Annotated in this window: 17 protein-coding genes; 15 read left to right on the forward strand and 2 right to left on the reverse strand. The window is 68.6% G+C overall.

The genetic code is table 11. The annotated features are described in order from the left end of the window. Positions 1 to 144 precede the first annotated feature (144 nt). Genes prsT through O0879_RS04785 form a run of 3 tightly spaced genes read left to right on the forward strand, consistent with a single transcriptional unit; the run spans position 145 to position 6173 of the window. Positions 145 to 2928 (forward strand): XrtA/PEP-CTERM system TPR-repeat protein PrsT, encoded by a 2784-nt coding sequence (gene prsT / locus O0879_RS04775; protein ID WP_289914998.1) that lies wholly within the window; start codon positions 145 to 147, stop codon positions 2926 to 2928. 3 nt (positions 2929 to 2931) lie between these two features. Beyond that, the gene (locus tag O0879_RS04780; protein ID WP_289915000.1) at positions 2932 to 5412 is read left to right on the forward strand and encodes a hypothetical protein; all 2481 of its coding nucleotides are present in this window, start codon (positions 2932 to 2934) and stop codon (positions 5410 to 5412) included. Next, positions 5409 to 6173, forward strand: coding sequence for a serine protease (locus O0879_RS04785; protein ID WP_099668058.1), 765 nt, complete (start codon positions 5409 to 5411; stop codon positions 6171 to 6173). Before O0879_RS04780 ends, O0879_RS04785 begins: the two co-directional genes overlap by 4 nt. A 4-nt stretch (positions 6174 to 6177) precedes the next feature. Here O0879_RS04785 and O0879_RS04790 read toward each other — a convergent pair whose 3' ends face one another. Then, complete coding sequence (locus tag O0879_RS04790) at positions 6178 to 6924, reverse strand: long-chain N-acyl amino acid synthase (protein WP_099668059.1); 747 nt, start codon at positions 6922 to 6924, stop codon at positions 6178 to 6180. 200 nt (positions 6925 to 7124) lie between these two features. Further along, entirely contained in the window at positions 7125 to 7748 is a 624-nt protein-coding gene (locus tag O0879_RS04795) for an XrtA/PEP-CTERM system exopolysaccharide export protein (protein WP_099668060.1), read from the reverse strand. Positions 7749 to 7991: 243 nt separating this feature from the next. On the opposite strand from O0879_RS04795, the gene O0879_RS04800 reads away from it, so the two are divergent. Genes O0879_RS04800 through O0879_RS04855 form a run of 12 tightly spaced genes read left to right on the forward strand, consistent with a single transcriptional unit; the run spans position 7992 to position 24739 of the window. Beyond that, the gene (locus tag O0879_RS04800; protein WP_289915002.1) at positions 7992 to 9521 is read left to right on the forward strand and encodes an XrtA system polysaccharide chain length determinant; all 1530 of its coding nucleotides are present in this window, start codon (positions 7992 to 7994) and stop codon (positions 9519 to 9521) included. A gap of 16 nt (positions 9522 to 9537) precedes the next feature. Next, the gene (locus tag O0879_RS04805; protein WP_289915005.1) at positions 9538 to 10380 is read left to right on the forward strand and encodes an XrtA-associated tyrosine autokinase; all 843 of its coding nucleotides are present in this window, start codon (positions 9538 to 9540) and stop codon (positions 10378 to 10380) included. After that, positions 10364 to 11893, forward strand: coding sequence for a TIGR03016 family PEP-CTERM system-associated outer membrane protein (locus O0879_RS04810; RefSeq protein ID WP_289915008.1), 1530 nt, complete (start codon positions 10364 to 10366; stop codon positions 11891 to 11893). Before O0879_RS04805 ends, O0879_RS04810 begins: the two co-directional genes overlap by 17 nt. A gap of 10 nt (positions 11894 to 11903) precedes the next feature. After that, positions 11904 to 13064, forward strand: coding sequence for a UDP-N-acetylglucosamine 2-epimerase (non-hydrolyzing) (gene wecB, locus O0879_RS04815; protein WP_289915010.1), 1161 nt, complete (start codon positions 11904 to 11906; stop codon positions 13062 to 13064). Beyond that, entirely contained in the window at positions 13061 to 13912 is an 852-nt protein-coding gene (locus tag O0879_RS04820) for an XrtA system polysaccharide deacetylase (protein WP_289915012.1), read from the forward strand. Before wecB ends, O0879_RS04820 begins: the two co-directional genes overlap by 4 nt. Beyond that, complete coding sequence (locus O0879_RS04825) at positions 13912 to 14991, forward strand: FemAB family XrtA/PEP-CTERM system-associated protein (protein ID WP_289916151.1); 1080 nt, start codon at positions 13912 to 13914, stop codon at positions 14989 to 14991. Before O0879_RS04820 ends, O0879_RS04825 begins: the two co-directional genes overlap by 1 nt. 15 nt (positions 14992 to 15006) lie before the next feature. Next, the gene (locus O0879_RS04830; protein WP_289915015.1) at positions 15007 to 16320 is read left to right on the forward strand and encodes a TIGR03087 family PEP-CTERM/XrtA system glycosyltransferase; all 1314 of its coding nucleotides are present in this window, start codon (positions 15007 to 15009) and stop codon (positions 16318 to 16320) included. Then, the gene (xrtA, locus tag O0879_RS04835) at positions 16317 to 17915 is read left to right on the forward strand and encodes an exosortase A (RefSeq protein ID WP_289915016.1); all 1599 of its coding nucleotides are present in this window, start codon (positions 16317 to 16319) and stop codon (positions 17913 to 17915) included. The genes O0879_RS04830 and xrtA overlap by 4 nt, the downstream gene beginning before the upstream one ends. Further along, entirely contained in the window at positions 17905 to 19107 is a 1203-nt protein-coding gene (locus tag O0879_RS04840) for a TIGR03088 family PEP-CTERM/XrtA system glycosyltransferase (protein ID WP_289905055.1), read from the forward strand. The genes xrtA and O0879_RS04840 overlap by 11 nt, the downstream gene beginning before the upstream one ends. 10 nt (positions 19108 to 19117) lie before the next feature. Further along, positions 19118 to 21070, forward strand: a complete 1953-nt coding sequence (locus tag O0879_RS04845) for an XrtA/PEP-CTERM system amidotransferase (RefSeq protein ID WP_289915017.1) — start codon at positions 19118 to 19120, stop codon at positions 21068 to 21070. A gap of 4 nt (positions 21071 to 21074) precedes the next feature. Then, positions 21075 to 22304, forward strand: a complete 1230-nt coding sequence (locus O0879_RS04850; RefSeq protein WP_289915018.1) for a TIGR04063 family PEP-CTERM/XrtA system glycosyltransferase — start codon at positions 21075 to 21077, stop codon at positions 22302 to 22304. Further along, positions 22301 to 24739: a glycosyltransferase gene (locus tag O0879_RS04855; protein WP_289915019.1), complete on the forward strand. Its 2439-nt coding sequence runs from the start codon at positions 22301 to 22303 to the stop codon at positions 24737 to 24739. The genes O0879_RS04850 and O0879_RS04855 overlap by 4 nt, the downstream gene beginning before the upstream one ends. Position 24740 lies beyond the last annotated feature (1 nt).

Below are 24740 nucleotides of genomic sequence, written 5' to 3' on the forward strand. Positions count from 1 at the left end.
TGAGCGGGAACAAGGAACGCGGGGCGGCGGCCGGCAGGCGCGCGGAGAATCGGCGGCTTGTTGAGCGCAATCAAGGAGAGCGGCGGCCATCTTTTTAAGCTAGGCCATGCCGATCACTCATGCACGCCGCTACCGGAGACTTCCATGGCCCGTTCCCTGCCCCGCCCTTTCCCCGGCCTGCCGGCCGCCGCGCTGTGCTGCACCCTGCTGCTGCCCCTGCTGACGGCTTGCCACGGCACGCAGAGCAGCGAGACCCTGCTGGCCGACGCGCAGCAATACCGCCAGAAAGGCGAAGCGCGCGCCGCCATCATCCAGTTGAAGAACTTGCTGCAAAAGGAGCCGGACAACAAGGCCGCGCGCTTGCTGCTGGGCAGCATCTACATCGACACGGGCGAAGCGCTGTCGGCCGAGAAAGAATTGCGCAAGGCAAAATCACTGGGCCTGGCGACGCAGCAAGTGATGCCCTTGCTGGGCAAGGCCTGGCTGATGCTGGGCCAGTTCGACAAGGTACTGGCCGAGATCCCCGACGATGCGGCGCAGCCCGCCAGCGTGCTGGCCCTGCGCGGCGACGCCTTGCTGGCCCTGGGCCGCCAGGACGAGGCGCGCGCCGTGTACGCGCGCCTGCTGGAAGCCCATCCGGACCAGCTCGAAGCCTTGCTGGGCCTGGCGCGCCTGGCGGCGCTGCAGCAGCAGGTGCCGGCGGCCGAGCTGCTGCTGGCGCAAGCGTTGAAAGGCGCGCCCGCCAACCTCGACGCCTTGCGCCTGCAGGGCGACCTGCTGCGCCTGCAAGGCAGGAATGGCGCGGCGCGGCTCGCCTACATGCAGATCCTCAAGATAAAACCGGACAATACCCAGGCGCACATCGACCTGGCCAACCTCGACATCCTGGAAAACCGCTACCTGGAAGCGGCGGCCCAGCTGGCCACGGCGCGCAAGACGGCGCCCAACAGCCTGGGCTTGCTGCAAACCCAGGCGCTGCTCGATTTCCGCGAAGGCAAACACAAGGCCGCCTTGCAAGGCTTGCAACTGGTGCTCAAGGCGGCGCCCGACCACATGCCGTCCATCCTGCTGGCCGGCGCCGTGCAACTGGCGCTCGGCTCGCCGCCCCAGGCGGAAAGCTACCTGCGGCGCTTCCTGGCCGTGTATCCGCGGCACCTGTATGCCGTCAAGATGATGGCGTCGATCGAATTGATGCGCAACAAGACCGACGTGGCGATCGACTTGCTGCAGCCGATGCTGGCCGCCTTCCCCGAAGACGTGGAATTGCTGTCGCTGGCCGGCGAAGCCCACTTGCGCGCGCGCCAGTACGACAAGGCGACAGCGTATTTCGAACAGGCCAGCATCCTGGCGCCGGACACGGCCAAGCTGCACGCGGCGCTGGGCATCAGCCGCCTGGGCCAGGGCGAGAACGGCCGCGCCATCAGTGAACTGGAACGGGCCAGCATGCTCGACAAGAGCACGCCGCAGGCGGGCACCATGCTGGTGATGACCTTGCTGCGCAACAAGCAGAACGACAAGGCCCTGGCCAGCGTCAAGATGATGGAGCAACAGCAGAAAGGCACGAATCCCTTGCTGCTGAACCTGAAAGGCGGCGTCTACCTGGCCTTGCGCGACTTGCCGGCAGCGCGCGCCAGCTTCGAGCAAGCGCTGGGCATGGACCCGGTCTACCTGCCCGCGCTGAACAACCTGGCGCAGATCGACCTGGTCGAGAAAAAGCCGGAGCAAGCCAGGCAGCGCTTCGAGCGGGCGCTGGCGAAGGCGCCGAAAAATGCCGACCTGTGCGCGGCGCTGGCCAAGCTGGCCGCGTCGCAGGGCAAGACGGACGAGGCGCGGCGCTGGCTCGAGCGGGCCCACCGCGACAATCCCGACGCCGTCGCGCCAGCCCTGCTGCTGAGTAACTTTTACCTGAAGACGGGCGCGCCCGACAAGGCGCTGGAACTGGCGCGCACCCTGCAGACGGGCCATCCGGGCGACGCCGATGCGCTGGCCCTGCGCGCCCAGGTGGAATACAGCGCCGGCCTGGCGCCGGCCGCGCTCGACAGCTACATCAAGCTGGCCAGCATACAGACCACCTCGGCGCCCTTGCAGATGCGCATCGCCAGCCTGCACATGGCGCTGGGCGACCATCACAATGCGCTGCAAGCCGTCAAGCGGGCGCAGGCGCTCGATCCGGCCCTGCTGGAAGCGCGCGTGGTGGAAGTGGCCATGCTGCTGACCCTGAACCGCCAGCGCGAGGCGCTGGCCGTGGCGCGCCAAGTGCAGGAACAGCAGCCGAAGCTGGCGGCCGGCTACAAGCTCGAGGGCGACGTCCTGATGGAACAGAAGCTGCCGCAGCAAGCCGTCAAGCTGTACCAGCACGCCTTCGGCATCAGTCCCATCGGCCCCTTGCAGGTGCAGCTGTACCGCGCCTTGCAGGCGTCGGGACAGGAACGCGAAGCCGATGCGCGCATGGCCGCATGGCTGAAAGAGCATCCGGAAGACTTGCCGACGCGCACCTACCTGGCAGGCACCCGGCTGGCAGCCAAGCAATACCGCGCCGCCATCGAACAGTTCCAGTATGTCGTCGCCAAGGATGCGGGCAACGTGGTGGCCTTGAACGACCTGGCCTGGGCGTATCAGCAGGAAAAGGATCCGCGCGCGCTGGCCACGGCCGAGCAGGCGCTGAAGCTGGCGCCCGAAAATTCCGCCGTGCTCGACACCCTGGGCTGGATCGCGCTGGAGCAAGGCGACGTCAAGCGCGCCACGACGCTGCTGCGCAAGGCGGCGGGCCTGGCGCCCGCATCGCCCGAAGTGCAGTACCACCTGGGCGCGGCCCTGGCGAAATCGGGAGACAAGGGCGGCGCGCGCAAGCAACTGGAACAATTGCTGGCCGCCAACAAGGACTTTCCGCAGCGGGCCGCGGCGCAGGCCTTGCTGACCCAGTTGTAGGCCATGGCTGTGCAAGCGGCCATGCCCGGCGTGGCGGCGCGGCCGCTGGCCTTGCTGGCGGGCGCGGCCTGCGTGCTGGCCCTGCGCCATTATCCGCTGGGCCACGGCTGGCCCGGCCTGCTGTTTGCCATCCTGCTGCCCGCGTATTTCCTGCTGCTGTGCTGGCGTCCCGCCTGCTGGCTGTTCTGCGTGCCCGCCCTGCTGCCCGTGCTGGACCTGGCGCCGTGGACGGGCTGGTTCTTCCTCGAAGAAATCGACGTGCTGCTGTTGCTGACGGTGGCCTGCGGCTATTGGCGCCTGGCCGGACCCAGCCAGCCGGCAGCGGCGCGGCTGTCGCCCGCCGCCCGCCTGTGTTTGCTGCTGTGCAGCCTGGCCTGGCTGGCGGCGCTGCTGCGCGGCGTCCTGCCGCTGGCGCCGCTCGACCTGAATGCCTGGGACAATTATCTGAGCCCCTACAACAGTTTGCGGCTGGGCAAGGCCTGGGCCTGGAGCATGCTGCTGCTGCCGCTGCTGCTGCGCGACGCGCATCCGCACGCCGTGCGCCGCTACGCGCTGCCGGGCATGCTGGCCGGGCTGGCCATGGTGTCCCTGTTCGCCCTGTGGGAACGGGCCGTGTTTCCCGGACTGCTGAACCTGTCGAGCGACTACCGCATCACGGCGCCGTTTTCCGCCATGCACACGGGCGGCGCCGCGCTGGACGGTTACCTGGCCCTGGGCTTGCCCTTTGCCGGCCTGTGGCTGGCGCGCGCGCGCAGCCGCTGGCAGGCGGCGCTGGCCTTGCTGCTGCTGGCCCTGGCCCTGCACGCGGCGTTCACCACCTTTTCACGGGGCTTGTACGCGGCCCTGGCTGCGGCCATGCTGCTGGCCTTGTGGCAAGCCCTGCGGACGGCGCCCGGCGCAGGGCGACCACCGCAAGGCCGGCCGCCCGTGCGGGGCATCTTGCTCAAGCTGCTGCTGGCCGGCCTGGGCACCGTCCTGCTGCTGTACATGTTCAGCCTGGCCGGCTACCGGGGCTTGCTGGCCGCCGCCGTCCTGCTCGCCGCCAGCTTCGTGCTGGCCGCGCGGCCCCTGCCGTGGCGTCTGGCGCCGGCCAGCCTGCTGTGCGCGCTGTGCCTGCAGGGTCTGCTGGCCGCCTGGTGGCCGGAACCGGCCTTGCAGCCAACGGCCGGCTGGCTGAAAGGCCCGTATTTCCTGTTCCTGCTGGCCGCCATGCTGCTGACGGGCACCTTGTGGCCGGGCGGCGCCGGCGGCAAGGGTCCAGCCAGGCTGGGCCTGGCGATGATGGCGTGGAGCATGCTGGCATGCAATCTCGCCTGGATAGGCTGGCACTGGGCCGGTCCGCCAGCCCTGTTGCCGGCCGGCCTGGTGGTGCTGCTGGCCATGCTAATGCTGTGCAACGGGCGCTTGCACCCGCCGCTGTGGCGGCTGGACCGGGCCAGCCTGAGCATCGCGGGCGCGGCCGGCATCCTGCTGCTGCTGGCCATCCCCGTGTCGGCCAGCTATTACGCCACCGAACGTTTCGCCACCACGGCCTTCGACATGCAGGGCCGCTTGCGCCACTGGCGGCAAGTGCTGGCCATGCAGCCGCCCGACTGGGGCAACCGCCTGCTCGGCATGGGCAGCGGCAGCTTTCCCGCCACCTATTATTGGCACAATCCGGGGCGCGAGGTGCCGGCCAGCATCGCGTATGCAGAGGACAGGGACGCGCCCGGCAATTATTATGTGCGCCTGGCCAGTCCCGGCTACAGCGCCGGCTATGGCGAACTGCTGCGGCTGCTGCAACGCCTGCGCGTGCAGCCGGCCACGCGCTACACCCTGGCGCTCGATGTGCGCAGAAGCGGCCCCATGCCCGTGCTGCAGGTGCGCCTGTGCCAGCGGCAATTGCTGTATGCACAAAATTGCGTGAAAATCCCCCTGCGCCTGCGCCCGCCCCCGCCAGGCAATCCGCCGGCGGCCTGGCAACACTATGACGTGCCGTTCGACAGCGCCTGGCTGGGCACGGGCGCCTGGCTGCTGCGCCCGCCCGTGCAGCTGGAACTGGCGGTCAGCGGCACGGCCGCCTCGTCCGTGCTCGACGTCGACAACCTGAGCCTGCGCGCGCCCGGCGGCGAGGAACTGATCGCCAACGGCCGCTTTACGCAGACCAACAATTACTGGTTTTTCAGCAGCGACCACCATCACTTGCCGTGGCATATCAAGAGCATGGCGCTGCACCTGCTGGTGGAAACGGGCTGGTGCGGCGCACTGACCATGCTGGCCCTGCTGGCCGTGGCCGGCCTGCGCCTGCTGCGCCGCGCCGCGCGGGGCGAACCGGGCGCGCTGGCCTGCGCCGCCGCCCTGCTGGGTTTTCTCGTCGTCGGCCTGTTCGACAGCCTGCTCGACGTGCCGCGCCTCGCCCTGCTGTGCCATCTGATGCTGCTCTGCGCGCTGCTGCAGCCCGCGCCCTCCCCGCCACCTCCCCACCTTGAAAGCGCGCCGCCATGACTACCCTGTTTTCCGCCCTCCTATTCTGCCTGGCCCTGGCCAGCGCGCCGTGCCGCGCCGATGCGCCGCTGGCGCAAACCATCGCGCGCATCAAACCGTCCATCGTCGGCGTGGGCAGCCTGCAAAAGACGCGCACGCCGCCGATGAATTTCATCGGCACGGGTTTCGTGACGGGCGACGGCTTGAGCGTGCTGACCTGCGCCCACGTGATCCAGAAACTGCTCGACGCCAATCCGAATGAAGTCATCGGCATCCTCACGGGCCAGGGCGAGGCGGCGCAATTTCGCCCCGCCAGGGTCCAGGCGGTGGACACGGAACACGACCTGGCCTTGCTGCGCCTGGCGGGCGCGCCCCTGCCCGCCCTGGCGCTGGGCGACGCGGCCACGGTGCGCGAAGGCCAGGCCATGGCGTTTACGGGGTTTCCGCTGGGCACCTTGCTCGGGCTGCACCACGTGACGCACCGCGCCACCGTGTCATCGCTGACGCCGGTGGTCATGCCCAGCGAAAACGCGCAGCGCCTCGACATCCGGCGCCTGGCGCAGCTGCAAAAGGCGCCGTACACCGTGTTCCAGCTGGACGCGACGGCGTATCCGGGCAGCAGCGGCAGCCCCCTGTTCGATCCCGAGACCGGTCTCGTCTACGGCATCGTCAACATGGTGTACGTCAAGGGCCTCAAGGAAGCGGCCATCAGCGCCCCGAGCGGCATCACCTACGCGATTCCGGGCAGCTACATGCAGACGCTCTTGCTGAAAAACAAATGAGTAATCAATTGCGCCCCTGCCTCAGCCGGTCAGTAATGCCAGGCTCATCCCATGTCGGAAAAAAAAAGGGGTAAAACGACCGTTCACCCCCATGCTGTTCCATCAGGCCACCGTACTTACGGATCTGGGCCCCCATGTAATCGAGGTCCAGCCGTAGCAGCACGGCCGGCGCCCCCACGCGCGTGCACTCGCGCTCGCCGCCGAAGTCCTGGAATCCCAGCATGCGCTTGTAAAACACCACGTGGCGCGGGTTGACTTCGATCACGTAATCCGTAAAGCCGTGAATATTGTGGGCATAGATATAAGAGATATGAATCAGCGCCGCGAACACGCGCTTGCTCACCCCCTTGTCGATGGCCAGGCGCGACGGTTCGCACAGGCGCCGGCCTTCCTCGCGCAGGATGTCGAGCTTGTCGCGGAAGTTTTCATCGGCCGGCAAGCCGGTCTCGTCATTGTCGAGGCACAGGGTCATGGTGCCGACGGTGGTGCCGGCCGTTTCCGCAAACAGCGTGATTTTATTCAGGGCATGCGCGATGCCGGGATCGACGGCATAACCGCGCCAGCCGTACATCTTGCGGATCAGCAAACTGGCCGCCTCGCGCCGGCCGCGCGAATTGGCCATGCGGATATGAAAGCGCTGCAGGTCGAGCTCATGCTCCATGGCAGGGTCGATCTGCCCCTCGCCCACCACCAGGTCATTGAAAGTACCGGGCGTATCGAAGGAAATAATGGGTTCATCTTCAAAGCTCATCTTGTCCTCACGTTCATCGGCCGCCGTCGAGACGGACTGAAGCCAATGCCTTGTGACAAGATAAAAACTGGAGAAGTTCCCGCGCCTGGCAAAAAAAACAGAAGAAATATGCTATTTAATAGCAAAATTGCATGCTGAAATTTGCCTGCAAGTACAAAATGACAAATATATGTGCTGTTTTGATATTGCCGAGTCCGCTATTAAAAGAAGCTCTCCGGTATCAGCAGCACGTCGCCAGGGCGCATCATGACGTTGGCGGAAATATCGCCACGCTTCAAGAGGTCGTCGAGGCGCACGCCCAGCTGCTGCTGGTTGCCTTCGCGCATGCGGATGATGCTGGCCTTGTTGCCGGCCGCAAAATCGGTGATGCCGCCCACGGCGATGAGCACGTCCATCAGCGACATGCCCAGCCGGTACGGCAGCGCCTGCGGCTTGGCCGCTTCGCCGATGACGCGGATCTGCTCGCCATACGGGCCCGAGAAATTGGTGACGATGACCGTCACCACGGGCTGCTGGATGAACTTGCCCAACGCTTGCTCGATGTCGCGCGCCAGCTGGGTCGACGTCTTGCCGCTGGCGGGCAAATCCTCGACCAGCGGCGTGGTGATCTTGCCGTCCGGCCGCACGGCCACCGTCAGCGACACTTCCGGATTGCGCCAGACGATGATGTTGACGGAGTCTCCCGGTCCGATCAGGTAGTCGTGCATGGGCGCGCTGTCGTCGGAGGGCGCCAGCGGATGGGACGTGCGGCAGGCGCCCAGCAAGCCGGCGGCCAAGCCCAGGCCCAGCGTGTTGCAGACAAATGCACGGCGAAACGGATTCATGCGGAGCCTCTTCGAGTCGATGGCGCGTCCATGGCCGGCCGCGCAGAACCAGCCTGGGCCGCGAACTTCCTATGATTATTAAAACCCGGCAAGTCAACCTTGAGGCGTATCAAGAAGCAATCATCTTGGGAAATTTTGCCTCCCAGCCGCCCTATACTTTGCTTACTCAACAGGCAAGCATTTCTTGCAAGACGCCGTCGCCAGCCCATCGACCGTGCAGCACCGTCACCTGAAGGAAGCGACATGGAAGAATTGATACAGCAATTGCTTTCCAGCCTGAAAGGCATCTGGAAGTACCGCTGGCATGCGGTGCTGGTGGCGTGGCTGGTGGCCATCGTCGGCTTCATCAAGGTGATCACCCTGCCCGACGACTTCCAGACGTCGGCGCGCGTATTTGTCGATACGCAAACCATCCTCAAGCCGCTGATGGCCGGCATGACCAGCGTGCCGAACACGGAACAGCAGGTGGCCATCATGAGCCGCACCCTGCTCAGCCGCCCGAACGTGGAGCGCGTCATGCGCATGGTCGACCTCGACCTCGATTCGAAGACCGTGCGCGAACACGAGGCCCAGCTCGACGACCTGATGAGCCGCATCAAGATCACGGGCACCAACGCGTATGACATCTACACGATCAGCTACAGCGGGCGCGACCCGAAGCTGGTGCGTGACGTGGTGCAAAGCCTGCTCACCATCTTTGTCGAAGGCAGTTTCCAGGGGAAAAAGGGCGATTCGCAAAAGGCGGTGCAATTCATCGATGAGCAGATCAAGAATTACGAGGACAAGCTGAGCGCGGCGGAAAACCTCGTGAAGGAATTCAAGATCCGCAACAATCTGCTGCTGCCGCGCCAGGGCATCGACTATGGCAGCCAGCTGCTGATGTCGTCCGATAGCCTGAACAATGCCAAACTGGAACTGGTCGAGGCGGAACAGGCCCGCAAGGCCATCCAGAGCCAGATCGAAGGCGACGAGCCCGTGCTCGACCTGGAACCGAACGCATCGGCCATCGCGAATCCCGAACTCGACGAGCGCATCGCCACGCTCAACAAGAACCTCGACAGCCTGCGCATGCAATTTACGGAACTGCACCCCGACATCATTTCCTCGAAGCGCCTCATTGCCCAGCTGGAAGAACGCAAGATCGAGGAAAGCAAGCTGAAGACGGCGGCCGGCGACCCGGGCAAGAACTACAGCCCCATGCTGCAGCAGCTGAAGGTGGCGCTGACGGATGCGGACGCCAAGGTGGCCGCCATCCGCGCCCGCGTGCAGGAATACAACGCGCGCAATGAACGCCTGCTGGCGCAGAGCAATGCCGTGCCCGAGGTGGAGTCGCAGCTGGCGCAGCTGAACCGCGATTACATCATCAACAAGGAAAACTATGAAAAGCTGATCGGCCGGCGCGAAGCGGCCAAGCTGTCGGGCGAACTCAGCTCCACCACGGAAATGATGGCCTTCAAGATCATCGACCCGCCCACGGTGCAATATGCGCCCGTCGGCCCGAACCGCCCGCTGCTGTTCAGCGCGGCGCTGGGCGCGGCCCTGGTGGCCGGCGTCGCCACGGCCTTGCTCATCAGCCAGGTGCGTCCCACCTTCCTCAGCCCCGCCGAACTGCGCGACGCGACGGGCTTGAACGTGCTGGGCACGGTATCGATGAACTGGACGGCGCTGCAGCAAGTGCGCCGCCGCCGCGCACGCTATGGCTTTGGCGCCTGCCTGGGCAGCCTGTTCGTGCTGTACGGCGGGGTCATGACGGCCGCGCTGCTGAAATTCTAGATCCCGGGGAGCGACGATGAGCAGCAAGGACAGCGGCAAGCAGGAACCCACCATCCTGGGCGTGGCCGAGGCCGGCGTGCCGTACGGCGTGGAGGGCGCGGCGGGCCCGGATGGCGCGGACGCGGCCCGGTCGCCCCAGTACCGCCCCCTGAACCTGGCCCGGCTGGCGGAGCAAGGCATGCTCACGCAGGAAGGCGGACGCAGCTCGGTGGCCGAGGATTTCCGCATCATCAAGCGCCCGCTGCTGCGCCAGGCGCGCGCCAGCGGCACCGAGGCCATCCGCCACGGCAACCTGATCGTCGTCACCAGCGCCATGCCCGGCGAAGGCAAGACCTACTGCGCCGTCAACCTGGCCATGAGCATCGCCATGGAAATGGATATCACGGTGCTGCTGGTCGATGCCGACGTGGCGCGCCCGTCCGTGCTGAAAGTGCTGGGCCTGCCGCCGGAGCCGGGGCTGATGGACGTGCTGCTCGACCCGCAACTGGCCATGGGCGACGTGATCCTGAAAACCAATGTGGCCAACCTGAGCATCCTGCCCGCCGGGCGCAGCAACAAGCATGCGACGGAATTGCTGGCCAGCCGCGCCATGAGCCGCCTGCTGGCGGAAATTGCCAGCCGCTACAGCGACCGCGTCGTCATCTTCGATTCGCCGCCCCTCTTGATCACCAGCGAGGCGCACGCGCTGGTCGGGCAAATGGGGCAAGTGGTGATGGTGGTCGAGGCGGAAACGACGACGCAGCACGCCGTCAAGGAAGCGCTGCGGCAGATCGAGTCGTGCGAACACATTCATTTGATCTACAACAAGACCAAATCGTTCCCCGGCAACGACTACTACGGCTATGGCTATTACGACTAGCGGCCGGGTTCCGCTGCCGCTGCTGCCGTTCCTGTCGCTGCTGCTGCCCCTGCCTGCCGGCGCCGTCGACTGGCTGGTGAAACCGTCGCTGCGCCTGCGCGAAAGCTATACGGACAATGCCTTGCGCGCGCCATCCGGCCAGGCGCAATCGGACTTCATCACGGAAATCGCCCCCGCCATCGCCCTCATCGGCACGGGCCCGCGCCTGCGCGTGCACCTCGATTACAGCTGGCGCAAATACCTGTCGGGGCAGCGCGCCGATACGGATACCCACGAACTGCGCGCCTCGGCCGACGCCGAGCTGGTGCAGGACTGGTTCTTCATCGATGCGGACGCCAGCGTGAGCCGGCGCAACATCTCGCCATTCGGCCCGCAACTGATCGACGGCCTGCCCGACACGGACAATGCCAGCACCGTGCGCACGACGGGCATCAGCCCCTACCTGCGCCACCGTTTCCGCGGCCTGGCCTCGGCCGAGCTGCGCTACACGCGCAACACGGTCGACAGCGGCGGCGACCTGCTCTCCGTGCACAGCGATGAGCTGGAGTTGCTGCTCAATGGCGAGCCGCGCGGCAACGGCTGGACCTGGAACGCCAGCCACGACGTGCGCCGCACGCAGGACAGCAAGCTGGCGCCCGTGCGCATGCAGCGCAGCAGCGCGGGCTTGCGCTATCCCATCAACAGCAAGTGGGCGGCCACGGCCAGCGGCGGCATGGAAAAGGAAGGCTATCTGTCGACCAGCGGCAAGGCGCCGGCGGGCCGCTTCTGGTCGCTGGGCGGCGTGTGGACGCCGTCGCCGCGCACCAGCGTGGCCTTCAGCACGGGCAAGCGCTTCTTCGGCACCACCTACAGCCTGGACGCCACCTTCCTGCAGCGCCATACCAACTGGCAATTGAGCTACGGCGAAAACATCACCACCATGCCGACGCAGTTTTCGCGCCTGGGCGACCGCGATGCGGGCCGGCTGCTCGATCAATTGTGGCGCGGCATCTTTCCCAATGCGCGCGACCGGCGCTTGCGCATCGACGCCTTCCTGCGCTACGCCAACAGCCTGGGCCCGGAACGGGGCGCCATCAATTACTTCAGCCACCGCTATTTCCTGCAAAAGCAGCTGAAGCTGATGATGGCGCGCGCCACGGCGAAAAGCACGATGATCGTCGGCGTCACGGCCGTCGACCGCACGGCGCAAACGGCCAGCGGCATCGACAGCGGCTTGCTGCCCGGCGTGGAATTCGGCAGCGAAGACCGCACGCGCCAGGTCGGCGGCAACCTGGGCTGGGGCTGGCAAGCCAATTCGCGCACCACCGTCAATGTCAATGCCGGCTACGCCGGCGTGCGTTCGCTGAGCGCGCCCCGGCGCGACAACAACATCACCTTGACGGCCGGCTACACGCGCATCCTGCAGCCGGACATGACGGCCAGCATCGACGTGCGGCACACGCGGCACGCCAGCAACCGCGGCGGAGACTACCGCGAAAACGGCGTCAGCGCCACGCTCACCATGCAATTCTAAGGAGCCCGCAATGTCCGACCCTTCGCTGTCATCCGCCGCGCCGGCGCACCTGCTGTGCGTGGTGGCCGCGCGCCCCAACCTGATGAAGATGGCGCCCATCCTGGCCGCCCTGGCGCGCCATGCCCCCGCCGTGCGCGTGACCTTGCTGCATACGGGCCAGCATTACGACACGGCCATGAACGAACAGCTGTTCATCGACCTGGACATGCGCCCGCCCGACATCGCCCTCGACGTCGGCTCCGGCAACCACGCGCAGCAGACGGCCGAGATCATGCGCCGCTTCGACGCCGTGCTCGACGCCCATCCGCCGCTGGCGCCCGATGCCGTGCTGGTGGTGGGCGACGTCAATTCCACGCTGGCGTGCGCGCTGGTGGCGGCCAAGCGCGGCACGCCCGTGATCCACGTCGAGGCGGGCTTGCGCAGCGGCGACCGCCGCATGCCCGAGGAAATCAACCGCGTGCTGACGGATCAATTATCAAGCCTGCTGCTGACCAGCGAGGAAGGCGCGCGCGCCAACCTGCTGCGCGAAGGCATCGCCGCCGAACGCATCCACTTCACGGGCAACGTCATGATCGACAGCCTGCGGCAGCAGCTGCCGCGCGCCATGCCGCCCGCCGCCACCCTGCGCGCCCACGGCCACGCCTGCCCGCCCGCGTATGGCCTGTTGACCTTGCACCGACCGTCGAACGTGGATGACCCGGCGCAACTCGAAGCGCTGCTGCAGGCGCTGGGACAGCTGTCCCGCCAGCTGCCGCTGCTGTTTCCCATCCACCCGCGCACCCTGGCCGGCCTGCGCCTGGCGGGCCTGGAAGCGCAGCTGGCGCGGCATGCCATCGTCAGCCTGCCGCCGCTGGGCTACCTGGAAATGCTGGGCCTGATGCAAGGGGCGCGCCTGGTGCTGACGGATTCGGGCGGCGTGCAGGAAGAAAGCACGGCCCTGGGCGTGCCCTGCCTGACCCTGCGCGACACGACGGAGCGCCCCGTCACCGTCAGCGACGGCACGAATACCCTGGCCGGCACCCAGCCGGCCGCCATGTTGTCGCTGGCGCGGGGCATCCTGGACACGGGCGGCAAGCGCGGTCGCCTTCCGCCCCTGTGGGATGGCCGCGCGGCCGAGCGCATCGCCGCCGTCGTCGCGCCCTGGCTGGCGGCGCGCCGGGGGCCGCCATGACGCCGCCGGCCATGCTGCGCAATGCGCTGACCATCGACGTGGAAGACTATTTCCAGGTGTCCGCCTTCGCGCCGCACATCGCGCGCGCCGACTGGCCCCGCCTGGAATGCCGAGTCGAGGCAAATATCGAGCGCATCCTGCTGCTGCTGGAAGGCCGGCGCATCCACGCCACCTTTTTTACCCTGGGCTGGATCGCCGAGCGCTATCCGGCCATGCTGCGCCGCGTGGCGGACGCCGGGCACGAAGTGGCCAGCCATGGCTATGCGCACCAGCGCGCCTGCGACCAGTCGACCGCGCAATTCGCCGACGACGTGCGCCACAGCAAGACCATCCTGGAGCAGATAACGGGGCTGGCCGTGCACGGCTACCGGGCGCCCAGCTTTTCCATCGGCGCGGCCAACCTGTGGGCCTTCGACGTGCTGCAGGAAGCGGGCTACCGCTACAGTTCCAGCATCTACCCGATCCGCCACGACCACTACGGCATGCCGGACGCACCCCGCTTCGCCTGGCGCCCGCGGGGACCGCTGGGCGTGCTGGAGTTGCCCGTCAGCACCGTGCGCCTGCGCGGGCGCAACGTGCCGGCCGGCGGCGGCGGTTATTTCAGGCTGATGCCGTATGCACTGTCGCGCTGGCTTTTGCGACGCATCAATTCGCGCGACGGGCAAGCTGGCATATTCTATTTTCATCCTTGGGAACTCGATCCCGGCCAGCCGCGCCCGACGGGCCTCGACGCCAGGACGCGCTTTCGCCACTACCTGAACCTGGGTCGCATGGAAGCGCGGCTGGCGCGCCTGACGCGCGATTTCTCCTGGGACCGCATGGACCGTATTTTTCTGGAAAGCACATGATGCACGAGGCCAGCCTTCCTCCCGACCCGCTGCATGGCAGCGCCGCCATCGCCGTGCGCTCGCTGCAGGGGCACGAACATGCGCGCTGGGACGCCTTCGTCGACACGTGCCCGGAAGCGACATTCTTTCACCGCGCCGGCTGGCACACCGTCATGCAGCAGGGTTTCCGGCACGACAGCCATTTCCTGTACGCGGAACAGCATGGGCGCATCGCCGGCGTGCTGCCGCTGGCCCATTTGCGCAGCCGCCTGTTCGGTTCGTCCCTCGTGTCGCTGCCCTTTTGCGTGTACGGCGGCATCGCCGGCGGCGGCGCGGCCGTGCGCCAGGCCCTCGACAGCGCGGCGCTGGCGCTGGCCCGGCGCCTCGGCGTGGGCCACCTGGAATACCGCTGGCGCGAGGTGGAACAACAGCCGGACGCGGCCTGGCTGCACAAACCCCTGTACGCCACCTTCCGCCGCGCCTTGCACCCCGAGGCGGAACAGAATCTGCTGGCGATCCCCCGCAAGCAGCGCGCAGTCGTGCGCAAGGCCATGGCGGGCGGCCTGCACAGCGCCATCGACTATGACCTCGAACGTTTCTACCCGCTCTACGCATCCAGCGTGCACCGGCTGGGCACGCCCGTCTTCGCGCGCCGCCACTTTGCCCTGCTGCGCACGGTGTTTGGCGGCGATTGCGAGATCCTCACCGTGTACCACGGCCAGCAGGCGCAAGCTAGCGTGCTGCTGTTCTATTTCCGCGATGAAGTGCTGCCGTACTATGGCGGCGGCAGCGTGCTGGCGCGCCGCACGGGCGCCAACGATTTCATGTACTGGGAAGCGATGCGCCGCGCCAGCGCGCGCGGCTGCCGCCTGTTCGATTTCGGCCGCAGCAAGCTCGGCACCGGGGCATACGATTTCAAGAAGAACTGGGGTTTTGCGCCGCAGCCGCTGCCGTATGCGTGCCGGCTCGTGCGCGCCAAGGCGTTGCCGGAAGTCAATCCACTGAATCCGAAGTACGCGCTGTTCATCCGCGCCTGGCGCCGCCTGCCGCTGCCGCTGGCCAACCTGCTGGGGCCGCACATCGTGCGGCAACTGGGCTAAGCAAGGAAATACACCATGCGCGAACTGCTCTTCCTCGCCCACCGCCTGCCGTATCCGCCCAACAAGGGCGACAAGATACGCTCGTGGCACATGCTGCAATACCTGAGCCGGCATTTCCGCGTGCACCTGGGCTGCTTCATCGACGATGACGACGACTGGCGGCACGCCAAAAGCGTGGCCGCCCTGTGCGCCAGCACGCGCTTCATCGGCTTGCAGCGCGGCACGGCCCGCTGGCGCGCCATGCAGGCGCTGCTGTCGCGGCAAGCCATGAGCGTGCACTATTACCGCGATGCGCGGCTGCTGCAATGGGTCGACGGCTTGCTGTCCGGCGGCAAGGTGCGCCATGCGCTGGCCTTTTCCGGGCCCATGGCGCAATACATCGACGGCAGCGCGGGCCGCGCCCTGCACCGCGTGATCGATTTCGTCGACGTCGATTCCGACAAGTGGCGCCAGTACGGCGACAGCAAACCCTGGCCCATGTCGCTGCTGTACCGGCGCGAAGCGCAACTGCTGCTGCAGTACGAACGCCACATCGCCCAGCAGTTCACGGCCGCCAGCTTCGTCTCGCCGGCCGAGGCGGCCCTGTTCCGCCAGTGCGCGCCGATGGCGCGGCGCAAGACGGGATACTTCAACAATGGCGTCGACACGGCGTATTTCACGCCCCAGCCGGGCCGGGCCGGCGTGTATCCGGCCGGCGTGCAGGCGCTGGTATTTACGGGCGCCATGGATTACTGGCCGAATATCGACGCCGTGCAATGGTTCGTGCGCCACGTCTGGCCCGCCCTGCGGCGCGAGTTTCCCCGGTTGCAGTTCTATATCGTCGGCAGCGCGCCCGTGCCCGCCGTCACGGCGCTGGCCAGGATTCCTGGCGTGGTGGTGACGGGCAAGGTGCCCGACATCCGCCCCTACCTGGCGGGCGCGGCCCTGGCCGTGGCGCCCCTGCGCATCGCCCGCGGCGTGCAAAACAAGGTGCTGGAAGCGATGGCGATGGGCAAGATCGTGCTGGCCACGCCGCAGGCGCTGGAAGGCATCGCCGCCCAGCCGGGCCTGGAACTGCTGCTGGCGCGCGACGAGGCCGAATTCATCCACCATGCCGCGCGCGTGCTGCGCCATGCGCAGGACGGCGCGGCCGAAGCGGGCGGCGTGGCCATGGGCGCGGCGGCGCGCCAGCTGGTCTTGCAGGATTACGACTGGGAGCGCAACCTGCGCGGCCTGGGCGCCATGCTGGGCATATCGGCCGAGGCCGAGGCCGAGGCTGAGGCCGGGTCGAATACGCCTGCCGGCGGCGCCGCCGCGCCCGTGCAGCCCGTGCGGGAACCCTCCACATGAGCGTGCAACTCGACCCGGTGGCCTGCTTGCCGGATGCGGCCGTCCGGCCGGACGGGCATGGCCAGCGGCATGCCCTGCCGCTCCTGCTGCTGGCCCTGGCCGCCGTCGTGCTGCTGTACCACGCCACCTTCTGGTCGATGCTGGAATTGTGGTCGCGCTCGCAGACCTTCGCGCACGGCTTCTTGATCGTGCCCATCAGTTGCTGGCTGGCCTGGCGCCGGCGCGCGCGCCTGGCCGCGCTGGCGCCCCAGCCGTCGCGGCCGGGCTTGCTGCTGCTGGGCGCGCTGGGCCTGGCCTGGCTGCTGGCCGACGCCGCCAACGTGCCCGTGGTGGAACAATATGCGGCCACGGCCATGCTGCCCGCCTGCGTGCTGGCCATCCTCGGCTGGCCGGCCGTGCGCCTGCTGGCCTTTCCCCTCGCGTACCTGTTCCTCGCCGTGCCGTTTGGCGAAGTCTTCCTCGAACCGCTGATCGACTTCACGGCCGCCTTCACCGTCACCGCGCTGCAATGGACGGGCGTGCCCGTGTTTCGCGATGGCAGCAATTTTTCTCTGCCCACGGGCAACTGGTCGGTGGTGGAAGCGTGCAGCGGCTTGCGCTACCTGATCGCCGCGCTGGCCCTGGGCGCCCTGTTCGCCCACGTCAACTTCCACAGCACGCGGCGGCGCCTGGCCGTCATGGCCGCCGCGCTGCTCGTGCCCATCCTCGCCAATGGCGTGCGCGCCTATATGATCGTGATGCTGGGCCACCTGAGCAACATGCGCCTGGCCGTGGGCGTCGACCACCTGATCTACGGCTGGCTGTTCTTCGGCCTGGTGGCGCTGCTGCTGTTCTGGCTGGCCGCGCGCTGGCGCGAACTGCCGCCGGCGCCGACTTTGCCGCCCACTTTGTCACCCACCTTGCCAACCCCGCCCGCGCGCCCCGGCACCAGCCTGCGCGCCGTCGTGCGCGCCAGCGCCGCCTGCCTGCTGCTGGCGGCCCTGTGGCCCGCCTTGGCGCTGGCCAGCCACCGCGACGACGGCGCCGCGCTGCCTGCCATCGCGCTGGCCTTGCCCGATCCGCCCGCCTGGCGACGGCTCCACGATGCGGCACCGGGGAGTATCGACTGGCAAGCGCCGTATGCGGGCAAGCCCGCGCTGTTTGCCGCCACGTATGCGCGCCAGGACGGCGACGGCGCGCCGGTGGGACTGCAACTGCGCTGGTATGCGCGCCAGGTGCGCGATGCCGAATTGCTGACGCATCTATCGTCGCCCTACGGCGCGCGCTGGACAGCCCTGGCGCAGCGCGTGCGGCAGGTCGGCTTGCCCGGCGGCGCCCTGGACGTGCGCGAAAGCGTGCTGGCCCACGGCGGCGAGCGCCTGCTGGTGTGGCGCGTCTACCGCCAGGGCGGCGTCGTCACGGCCCGGCCCGTGCTGGTGAAGCTGCTGCTGGCGCAAGCCAAGTTGCTGGGCAGGCGCCAGGATGGCGCCGACCTCATCGTCTTTGCCGCCTACGACGAGCTGGCGCCGCCGCCGCGCGCGCACCTGCAAGCCTTCCTGCGGGCGGCGCTGCCCGTCATCGAACAACGCTTGCAGGAGTTGCCGCATGGCCCTTGACACCGAGACGGGCCGCGCGCCGGCGGCCAGCACGGCCCCGCTGATCGTGCACGTGATCCACCAGCTCGACGTGGGCGGGCTGGAAAACGGCCTGGTGAACCTGATCAACCATTTGCCGCCGGAACGCTACCGGCACGCCATCGTCTGCCTGAAGAACGCCACCGCGTTTCGCCAGCGCCTGACCACGCCCGGTGTCGACATCATCAGCCTGGACAAGCGCGAGGGCAAGGACTGGCGCCACTACCTGCACCTGTACCGCGTGCTGAAACAGCTGCGCCCGACGCTGGTGCACACGCGCAACCTGGGTTGCCTCGAAGCGCAACTGCTGGCCTGCCTGGCCGGCGTGCGCCTGCGCGTGCATGGCGAACACGGGCGCGACATGAGCGACTTGCACGGCACCCGCCGCAAATACCGGCTGCTGCGCAAATGCATGCTGCCGCTGGTGCAGCACTTCATCGCCGTCAGCGCCGACCTGGGACAATGGCTGGTGGACGCCATCGGCGCGGCGCCCGCGCAGGTGTCGCACATCGGCAATGGCGTCGACAGCGTGCAATTCCATCCGCGCCTGGGCCCGCCGGCCGCCGTGGGCCCGCCCGGTTTTCTTTGCAACGGCGCCTTCGTCATCGGCAGCGTGGGCCGCATGGCGGCCGTCAAGGACCACGCCTCGCTGGTGCACGCCTTTTTGCTGTTGCTGGCGCAGCCGGGTGCCCGCGCGCGCCTGCGCCTGATCATCGTCGGCGACGGACCGTGCCGCCAGGCGTGCCTGGACTTGCTGCGCCAGTCCGGCGTGGCGCACCTGGCCTGGCTGCCCGGCGCGCGCGACGACGTGGCGCAGCTGCTGCGCGCCATGGACCTGTTCGTGCTGCCGTCGCTGGCCGAAGGCAGCTCGAACACCATCCTCGAAGCGATGGCGACGGGGCTGCCCATCGTCGCCACGCAGGTGGGCGGCAATGCGGAACTGGTGCAGTCGGGCTGGAGCGGCACCCTGGTGCCGCCCGGATCGCCCGAGATGCTGGCCGACGCCATGCTCGACTATTACAGCATGCCCGAACTGGGTCCGCGCCACGGCGCGCGCGGGCGGCGCCAGGTGCTGGCCGAGCACAGCCTGCCCGCCATGGCCGGCGCCTACCTGGCCGTGTACGACCGCCTGACGGGCGCGCGCCAGCCCTCCCCCCTGTCCACCACTCCCTGAAAGGCCTCCCATGTGCGGCATCAGCGGCATCTTTGATTTGCAGGGCCAGCGCGACATCGACGTGCTGCTGCTGGCGCGCATGAACCACAGCCTGCGCCATCGTGGGCCGGACGAAGGGGGATTGCACCGCGAGCCGGGACTGGGCCTGGCGCACCGGCGCCTGTCCGTGATCGACCTGGCCAGCGGCCAGCAGCCGCTGTTCAACGCCGACCGCAGCATCGCCATCGTCTTCAATGGCGAAATCTATAACTATCGCAGCCTGATGGCGGAACTGCGCCAGTTCGGCCACCCGTTCCGCACCAGCAGCGACACGGAAGTCATCGTCCACGCGTGGGAACAATGGGGAGAACAATGCGTGCAGCGCCTGCGCGGCATGTTCGCCTTCGCCTTGTGGGACCGCCGGCGCCACCTGCTGTTCCTGGCGCGCGACCGCCTGGGCGTCAAACCCCTGTACTACGGCGAGGCGGACGACGGCACCCTGCTGTTCGGCTCCGAACTCAAGGCCCTGCTCGCGCATCCGGCCATGCCGCGCGCGCTCGACCCGCTGGCCGTGGAAGAGTATTTCGCCTACGGCTACGTGCCCGAGCCGCGCAGCATCTTCCAGCACGCACGCAAGCTGCCGCCCGGGCATACCCTGTCGATTCGCGCCGGCCAGCCGCTGCCCGCGCCGCAGCCGTACTGGGATATCCCGTTCACGCCGAACCCGCCCGCCAGCGAAGCACAGGCGGCCGACGAGCTGCTGGCGCGCCTGCGCGAAGCCGTGCGCATCCGCATGGTGGCCGAAGTGCCGCTGGGCGCCTTCCTGTCGGGCGGCGTCGATTCCAGCGCCGTCGTGGCGCTGATGGCGGGGGCCAGCAGCACGCCCGTCAACACCTGTTCCATCTCGTTCGGCGACCCGGCATACAACGAAGCGCGCTACGCCGACCTGGTGGCGCGCCGCTACGCCACGGCGCACCACGCGCGCCAGGTCGAGCAGGACGACTTCAAGCTGATCGACCTGCTGGCCAACCTGTACGACGAACCGTTCGCCGACAGTTCCGCCATGCCCACCTACCGCGTCTGCCAGCTGGCGCGCCAGCGCGTCACGGTGGCCCTGTCGGGCGACGGCGGCGATGAAAGCCTGGCCGGCTACCGGCGCTACCGCCTGCACACGCGCGAGGAAAAGGTGCGCAAGGCCATGGACCCGCTGCTGCCGGCCGGCTTGCGCCAGTCGCTGTTCGGCACCCTGGGGCGGTGGTACCCAAAGGCCGACTGGGCGCCCCGCTTCCTGCGCGCCAAGACCACGTTCGAAGGCCTGGCGCGCGACACGACGGACGCGTATTTTCACGGCGTCAGCCTGCTGGGCGACGCCATGCGCGCGCGCCTGTTCAGTCCCGAGCTGCGGCGCAGCCTGCACGGCTACCGCGCCGTGGAAGTGCTGCGCCGCCACGCGCTGGCCAGTCCCGCGCAAGACCCGCTGTCGCAGGTGCAGTACCTGGACTTGAAGACCTACCTGCCCGGCGACATCCTCACCAAAGTCGACCGGGCCAGCATGGCGCATGCGCTGGAAGTGCGCTCGCCCCTGCTCGACCATGAACTGGTGGCGTGGATGTCCGGCCTGCCGCCGCAATTGAAGCTGCGGCGCGGCGTAGGCAAGTACCTGCTGAAAAAAGCCCTGCGCCCGCTGCTGCCCGACGCCCTGCTGTACCGCCAGAAGATGGGGTTTTCCGTGCCGCTGGCCGACTGGCTGCGCGGCCCGCTGCGCCAGCGCCTGCAACAGCGGCTGCTCGGCCCCACCCTGGCACAGTGCGGCCTGTTCGACATGGATTACGTGCGCCTGCTGCTGGAACAGCATGCGAGCGGGCGGCGCGACTACAGCGCGCCCCTGTGGGCGCTGCTGATGTTCGAGTCCTTTTTGCGCCAGGTGCTGCCGGCAGGCGCAAATAAGACGCCGGCTCCCGCGCCGGCCATGGCAATGGAATAGATCCATGCGCATCCTGCACATCCTCGACCACTCGCTGCCCCTGCACAGCGGCTACACCTTCCGCACCCTGGCCATCCTGCGGCAGCAGCGCGCGCTGGGCTGGCACACGATGCAGCTCACCAGTGCCAAGCAGGGGCCGACGGATGGCGCGCAGCAGCTGGTCGACGGCTGGCATTTTTACCGCACGGCGCCCGATGCGCGCTGGTGGGCGCGCCTGCCCGTGCTGCGGCAGGTGGCCGTCATCACCGGCCTGGCCGTGCGCCTGCGCCGGCTGGCGCGGCGGCTCAAGCCCGACATCCTGCACGCGCATTCGCCCGCCCTGAACGCCATCGCCGCCCTCAACGCGGGCCGCGCGCTGGGCATCCCCGTCGTGTATGAAGTGCGCGCCTTCTGGGAAGACGCGGCCGCCGACCATGGCAGCAGCCGGCCCGGCGGCCTGCGCTACCGCCTCACGCGGGCGCTGGAAACCTACGCGCTGCGGCGCGCCGACGCCGTCACCACCATCTGCGACGGATTGCGGCGCGAACTGTGCGCGCGCGGCGTGCCCGCGCATAAAATCACCGTCATCCCGAACGCCGTCGATGCGGCCGCCTTCAGCGCCACCGCCGCCGAAGACCACTGGCTGGCGCACAAGCTGGGGCTGCATGGCCACCTGACGATCGGCTTCATCGGCTCGTTTTACGCCTACGAGGGACTGGACCTGCTGCTGCGCGCCATGCCGCGCCTGCTGGCGGCGCAGCCGGCGTTGCGGCTGCTGCTGGCCGGCGGCGGCCCGCAGGAAGCGGCGCTGCACGCGCTGGCGGCCCAATTGGGCGTCACCCACGCCGTGGTCTTCGCCGGCAGGGTGCCGCATGCGCAGGTGGCCACGTATTATCAGCTGATCGACATCTGCGTGTATCCGCGCCTGCCGATGCGCCTGACGGAGCTGGTGACGCCCTTGAAACCGCTCGAGGCGATGGCCCAGGGCCGCCTCGTGGTGGCGTCCGACGTGGGCGGCCACCGCGAATTGCTCCAGCATGGCAAGACGGGCATGCTGTTTCGCGCCGGCGACGCCGACGCGCTGGCGCACGCCATACTGGCCCTGCTGCTGGCGCCCGCCAGCTGGCCGGCGCTGCGGCGCCAGGCGCGCGCCTTCGTCGAGACGGAGCGCAGCTGGGACGCCAGCGTGGGCCGCTATGCGCCCGTGTATGCGCGCGCGGCCGCGGCACGCGTGGCGGCGGGAGCGATGCCATGATCTTCACGGGCCTGCGCATCGCGCTGGTCGGCCCGCTGCCGCCGCCGGCCGGCGGCATGGCGAATCAGACGGCGCAACTGGCGCGCATGCTGCGCGACGATGGCGCGCAAGTGCAGCTGCTGGCCGTCAACGGCCCCGTGCTGCCGCCCTGGCTGGCGCGCATCCGCTACCTGCGCGCCGCGCTGCGCCTGCCCGTGCACCTGTGGCGCCTGTGGCGCGCCGCCAATACGGTCGACCTGTTCCACATCATGGCCAATTCCGGCTGGTCCTGGCATCTGCAGGCCGCGCCCGCGCTGTGGATCGCCAGCCTGAAAGGCAAGCCGGCCCTGCTCAATTACCGCGGTGGCGAAGCGGCCGCTTTTTTCGCCCGCTCGCCGCGCCTGGTGGCCTTCAGCCTGCGCCGCGCCAGCGCCGTCGTCGTGCCTTCGGCCTACCTGGCCGGCGTCTTCGAGCGCCATGGCCATACGGCCCACATCGTGCCGAACGTGGTGGACTTGCAGCGCTTTACCCACGCCGCACGTGCCGCGCCGGCATCGGCCGATGGCCCGTGCATCCTCGTGGCGCGCCACCTGGAAAGCCTGTACGACAACGCCAGCGCCGTGCGCGCCTTCGCCCTCGTGCGACGGAGCTATCCCACGGCGCGCCTGGTGCTGGCAGGCGGCGGGCCGCAGCGCGCGGCGCTGGCGCGCCTGGCCAGGTCGCTCGGCGTCCTCGATGCCGTGCGCTTCGCCGGCCCCGTCGACAACGCCGCCATGCCGGCCCTGTACCAGGCCAGCGACATCGTCCTCAATCCCAGCCTGGCCGACAACATGCCCAATTCCGTGCTCGAAGCGCTGGCTTGCGGCGTGCCCGTCGTCAGCACCAACGTGGGCGGCATCCCCGCCCTGCTGCAGGACGGCGTGACGGCGCTGCTGGTGCCGCCCGGCGAGCCGGCCGCCATGGCGCACGCCATCGTGGCGCTGCTGCGCGACCCGCCCCGCGCGCGGGCCATGGCAGACGCGGGCCTGGCGCACGCCGCCACCTTCGGCTGGCCCGGCATCGCGCCCCGGCTGGCCGCCCATTACCGCCGCATCCGCGCCGCGCCGCGCCCCGGCGCCTACACGCGCTGCGTCGCCCGCTGGCTGTTTCCCCTGCACGAATGGTTGAAGGGCCACCATAGCGCGCGCCTGCTGCGCCGCCTGGAACGCTCGCAGTGGTGGAGCGCGCAGCAGCTGGAGGCGTGGCAGCTGGCGCGACTGCGCGCGCTGCTGCGCCACGCGGGCGCGCACGTGCCGCATTACCGCGCCCTGTTCGCCCGCAGCGGTTTCGACCCGGAACAGGTGCGGCAGCTGGCCGATCTGGCGCGCCTGCCGCTGCTGCGCAAGCGCGACATCGCGGCTGCGCGCGACAGTTTCAAGTCCGCCCGCGCCGTGGGCTTGCGCCCGTTCGCCACGGGCGGCTCCAGCGGCGAGCCGCTGCAGTTTTTCTTGGGACGGCGCAGGGTCAGCCACGACATCGCCGCCAAGTGGCGCGCCACGCGCTGGTGGGGCGTCGACATCGGCGACCGCGAAGCCGTGTTGTGGGGTTCGCCCATCGAGCTGCATGCGCAAGACCGCGTGCGCCGCCTGCGCGATGCGCTGCTGCGCACCACCCTGCTGCCCGCGTTTGCCATGTCGCCCGACCGCCTCGACGGCTACGTGCGGCAGTTGCGCCGCTGGCGTCCGCGCATGCTGTTCGGCTACCCGTCAGCCCTGTGCCGCATCGCCAGCCACGCCAGCGCGCGCGACCTGCCGCTCGACGGCCTGGGCGTGAAAGTGGCTTTCGTCACGGCCGAACGCCTGTACGACGAGCAGCGCGCGCAGATCGCCGCCGCCTTCGGCTGCCCCGTGGCCAACGGCTACGGCGGGCGCGACGCGGGCTTCATCGCCCACGAATGCCCGGACGGCGGCATGCACATCACGGCCGAAGACGTGATCGTGGAAATCCTTGATGGCCAGGGCCAGCCGCTGCCGCCGGGAGTGACGGGCGAAATCGTCGTCACCCACCTGGCCACGCAAGACTACCCGTTCATCCGCTACGCCACGGGCGACATGGGCGCGCTGGGCACGCAGCCGTGCGCCTGCGGCCGCGGCCTGCCCCTGCTGCAGAAGATCGAGGGGCGCAGCACGGATTTCCTCACCGCCGCGGACGGCACCGTCATGCACGGCCTGGCCCTCGTCTACATCGTGCGCGAACTGCCGCAGGTGCGCAGCTTCAAGATCATCCAGGAAACCCTGCTGCGCACGCGCGTGCTGCTGGTCTGCCAGCCCCGCCTGGACGACGCCACCCGCGCCGCCATCATCACCGGCTTCCAGGCCAGGCTGGGCGCGCAAGTGGACGTCGCCATCGAGGAAGTCGACGAAATCGCGGCGGAGGCGTCGGGCAAGTACCGCTATGTGCTCAGCAAAGTCGCCTAGC

It is taken from the genome of Janthinobacterium sp. SUN120 (genome assembly GCF_030397735.1).
GTDB classification, from domain to species: domain Bacteria; phylum Pseudomonadota; class Gammaproteobacteria; order Burkholderiales; family Burkholderiaceae_D; genus Janthinobacterium; species Janthinobacterium kumbetense.

Coding starts and splice junctions, on each gene's coding strand:
- O0879_RS04855 (WP_289915019.1), top strand. CDS start 22,301: ATGATCTTCACGGGCCTGCGCATCGCGCTGGTCGGCCCGCTGCCGCCG.
- O0879_RS04790 (WP_099668059.1), bottom strand. CDS start 6,924: ATGAGCTTTGAAGATGAACCCATTATTTCCTTCGATACGCCCGGTACT.
- O0879_RS04780 (WP_289915000.1), top strand. CDS start 2,932: ATGGCTGTGCAAGCGGCCATGCCCGGCGTGGCGGCGCGGCCGCTGGCC.
- O0879_RS04795 (WP_099668060.1), bottom strand. CDS start 7,748: ATGAATCCGTTTCGCCGTGCATTTGTCTGCAACACGCTGGGCCTGGGC.
- O0879_RS04805 (WP_289915005.1), top strand. CDS start 9,538: ATGAGCAGCAAGGACAGCGGCAAGCAGGAACCCACCATCCTGGGCGTG.
- prsT (WP_289914998.1), top strand. CDS start 145: ATGGCCCGTTCCCTGCCCCGCCCTTTCCCCGGCCTGCCGGCCGCCGCG.
- O0879_RS04785 (WP_099668058.1), top strand. CDS start 5,409: ATGACTACCCTGTTTTCCGCCCTCCTATTCTGCCTGGCCCTGGCCAGC.
- O0879_RS04825 (WP_289916151.1), top strand. CDS start 13,912: ATGCACGAGGCCAGCCTTCCTCCCGACCCGCTGCATGGCAGCGCCGCC.
- O0879_RS04810 (WP_289915008.1), top strand. CDS start 10,364: ATGGCTATTACGACTAGCGGCCGGGTTCCGCTGCCGCTGCTGCCGTTC.
- O0879_RS04820 (WP_289915012.1), top strand. CDS start 13,061: ATGACGCCGCCGGCCATGCTGCGCAATGCGCTGACCATCGACGTGGAA.
- O0879_RS04850 (WP_289915018.1), top strand. CDS start 21,075: ATGCGCATCCTGCACATCCTCGACCACTCGCTGCCCCTGCACAGCGGC.
- O0879_RS04845 (WP_289915017.1), top strand. CDS start 19,118: ATGTGCGGCATCAGCGGCATCTTTGATTTGCAGGGCCAGCGCGACATC.
- wecB (WP_289915010.1), top strand. CDS start 11,904: ATGTCCGACCCTTCGCTGTCATCCGCCGCGCCGGCGCACCTGCTGTGC.
- O0879_RS04840 (WP_289905055.1), top strand. CDS start 17,905: ATGGCCCTTGACACCGAGACGGGCCGCGCGCCGGCGGCCAGCACGGCC.
- O0879_RS04800 (WP_289915002.1), top strand. CDS start 7,992: ATGGAAGAATTGATACAGCAATTGCTTTCCAGCCTGAAAGGCATCTGG.
- O0879_RS04830 (WP_289915015.1), top strand. CDS start 15,007: ATGCGCGAACTGCTCTTCCTCGCCCACCGCCTGCCGTATCCGCCCAAC.
- xrtA (WP_289915016.1), top strand. CDS start 16,317: ATGAGCGTGCAACTCGACCCGGTGGCCTGCTTGCCGGATGCGGCCGTC.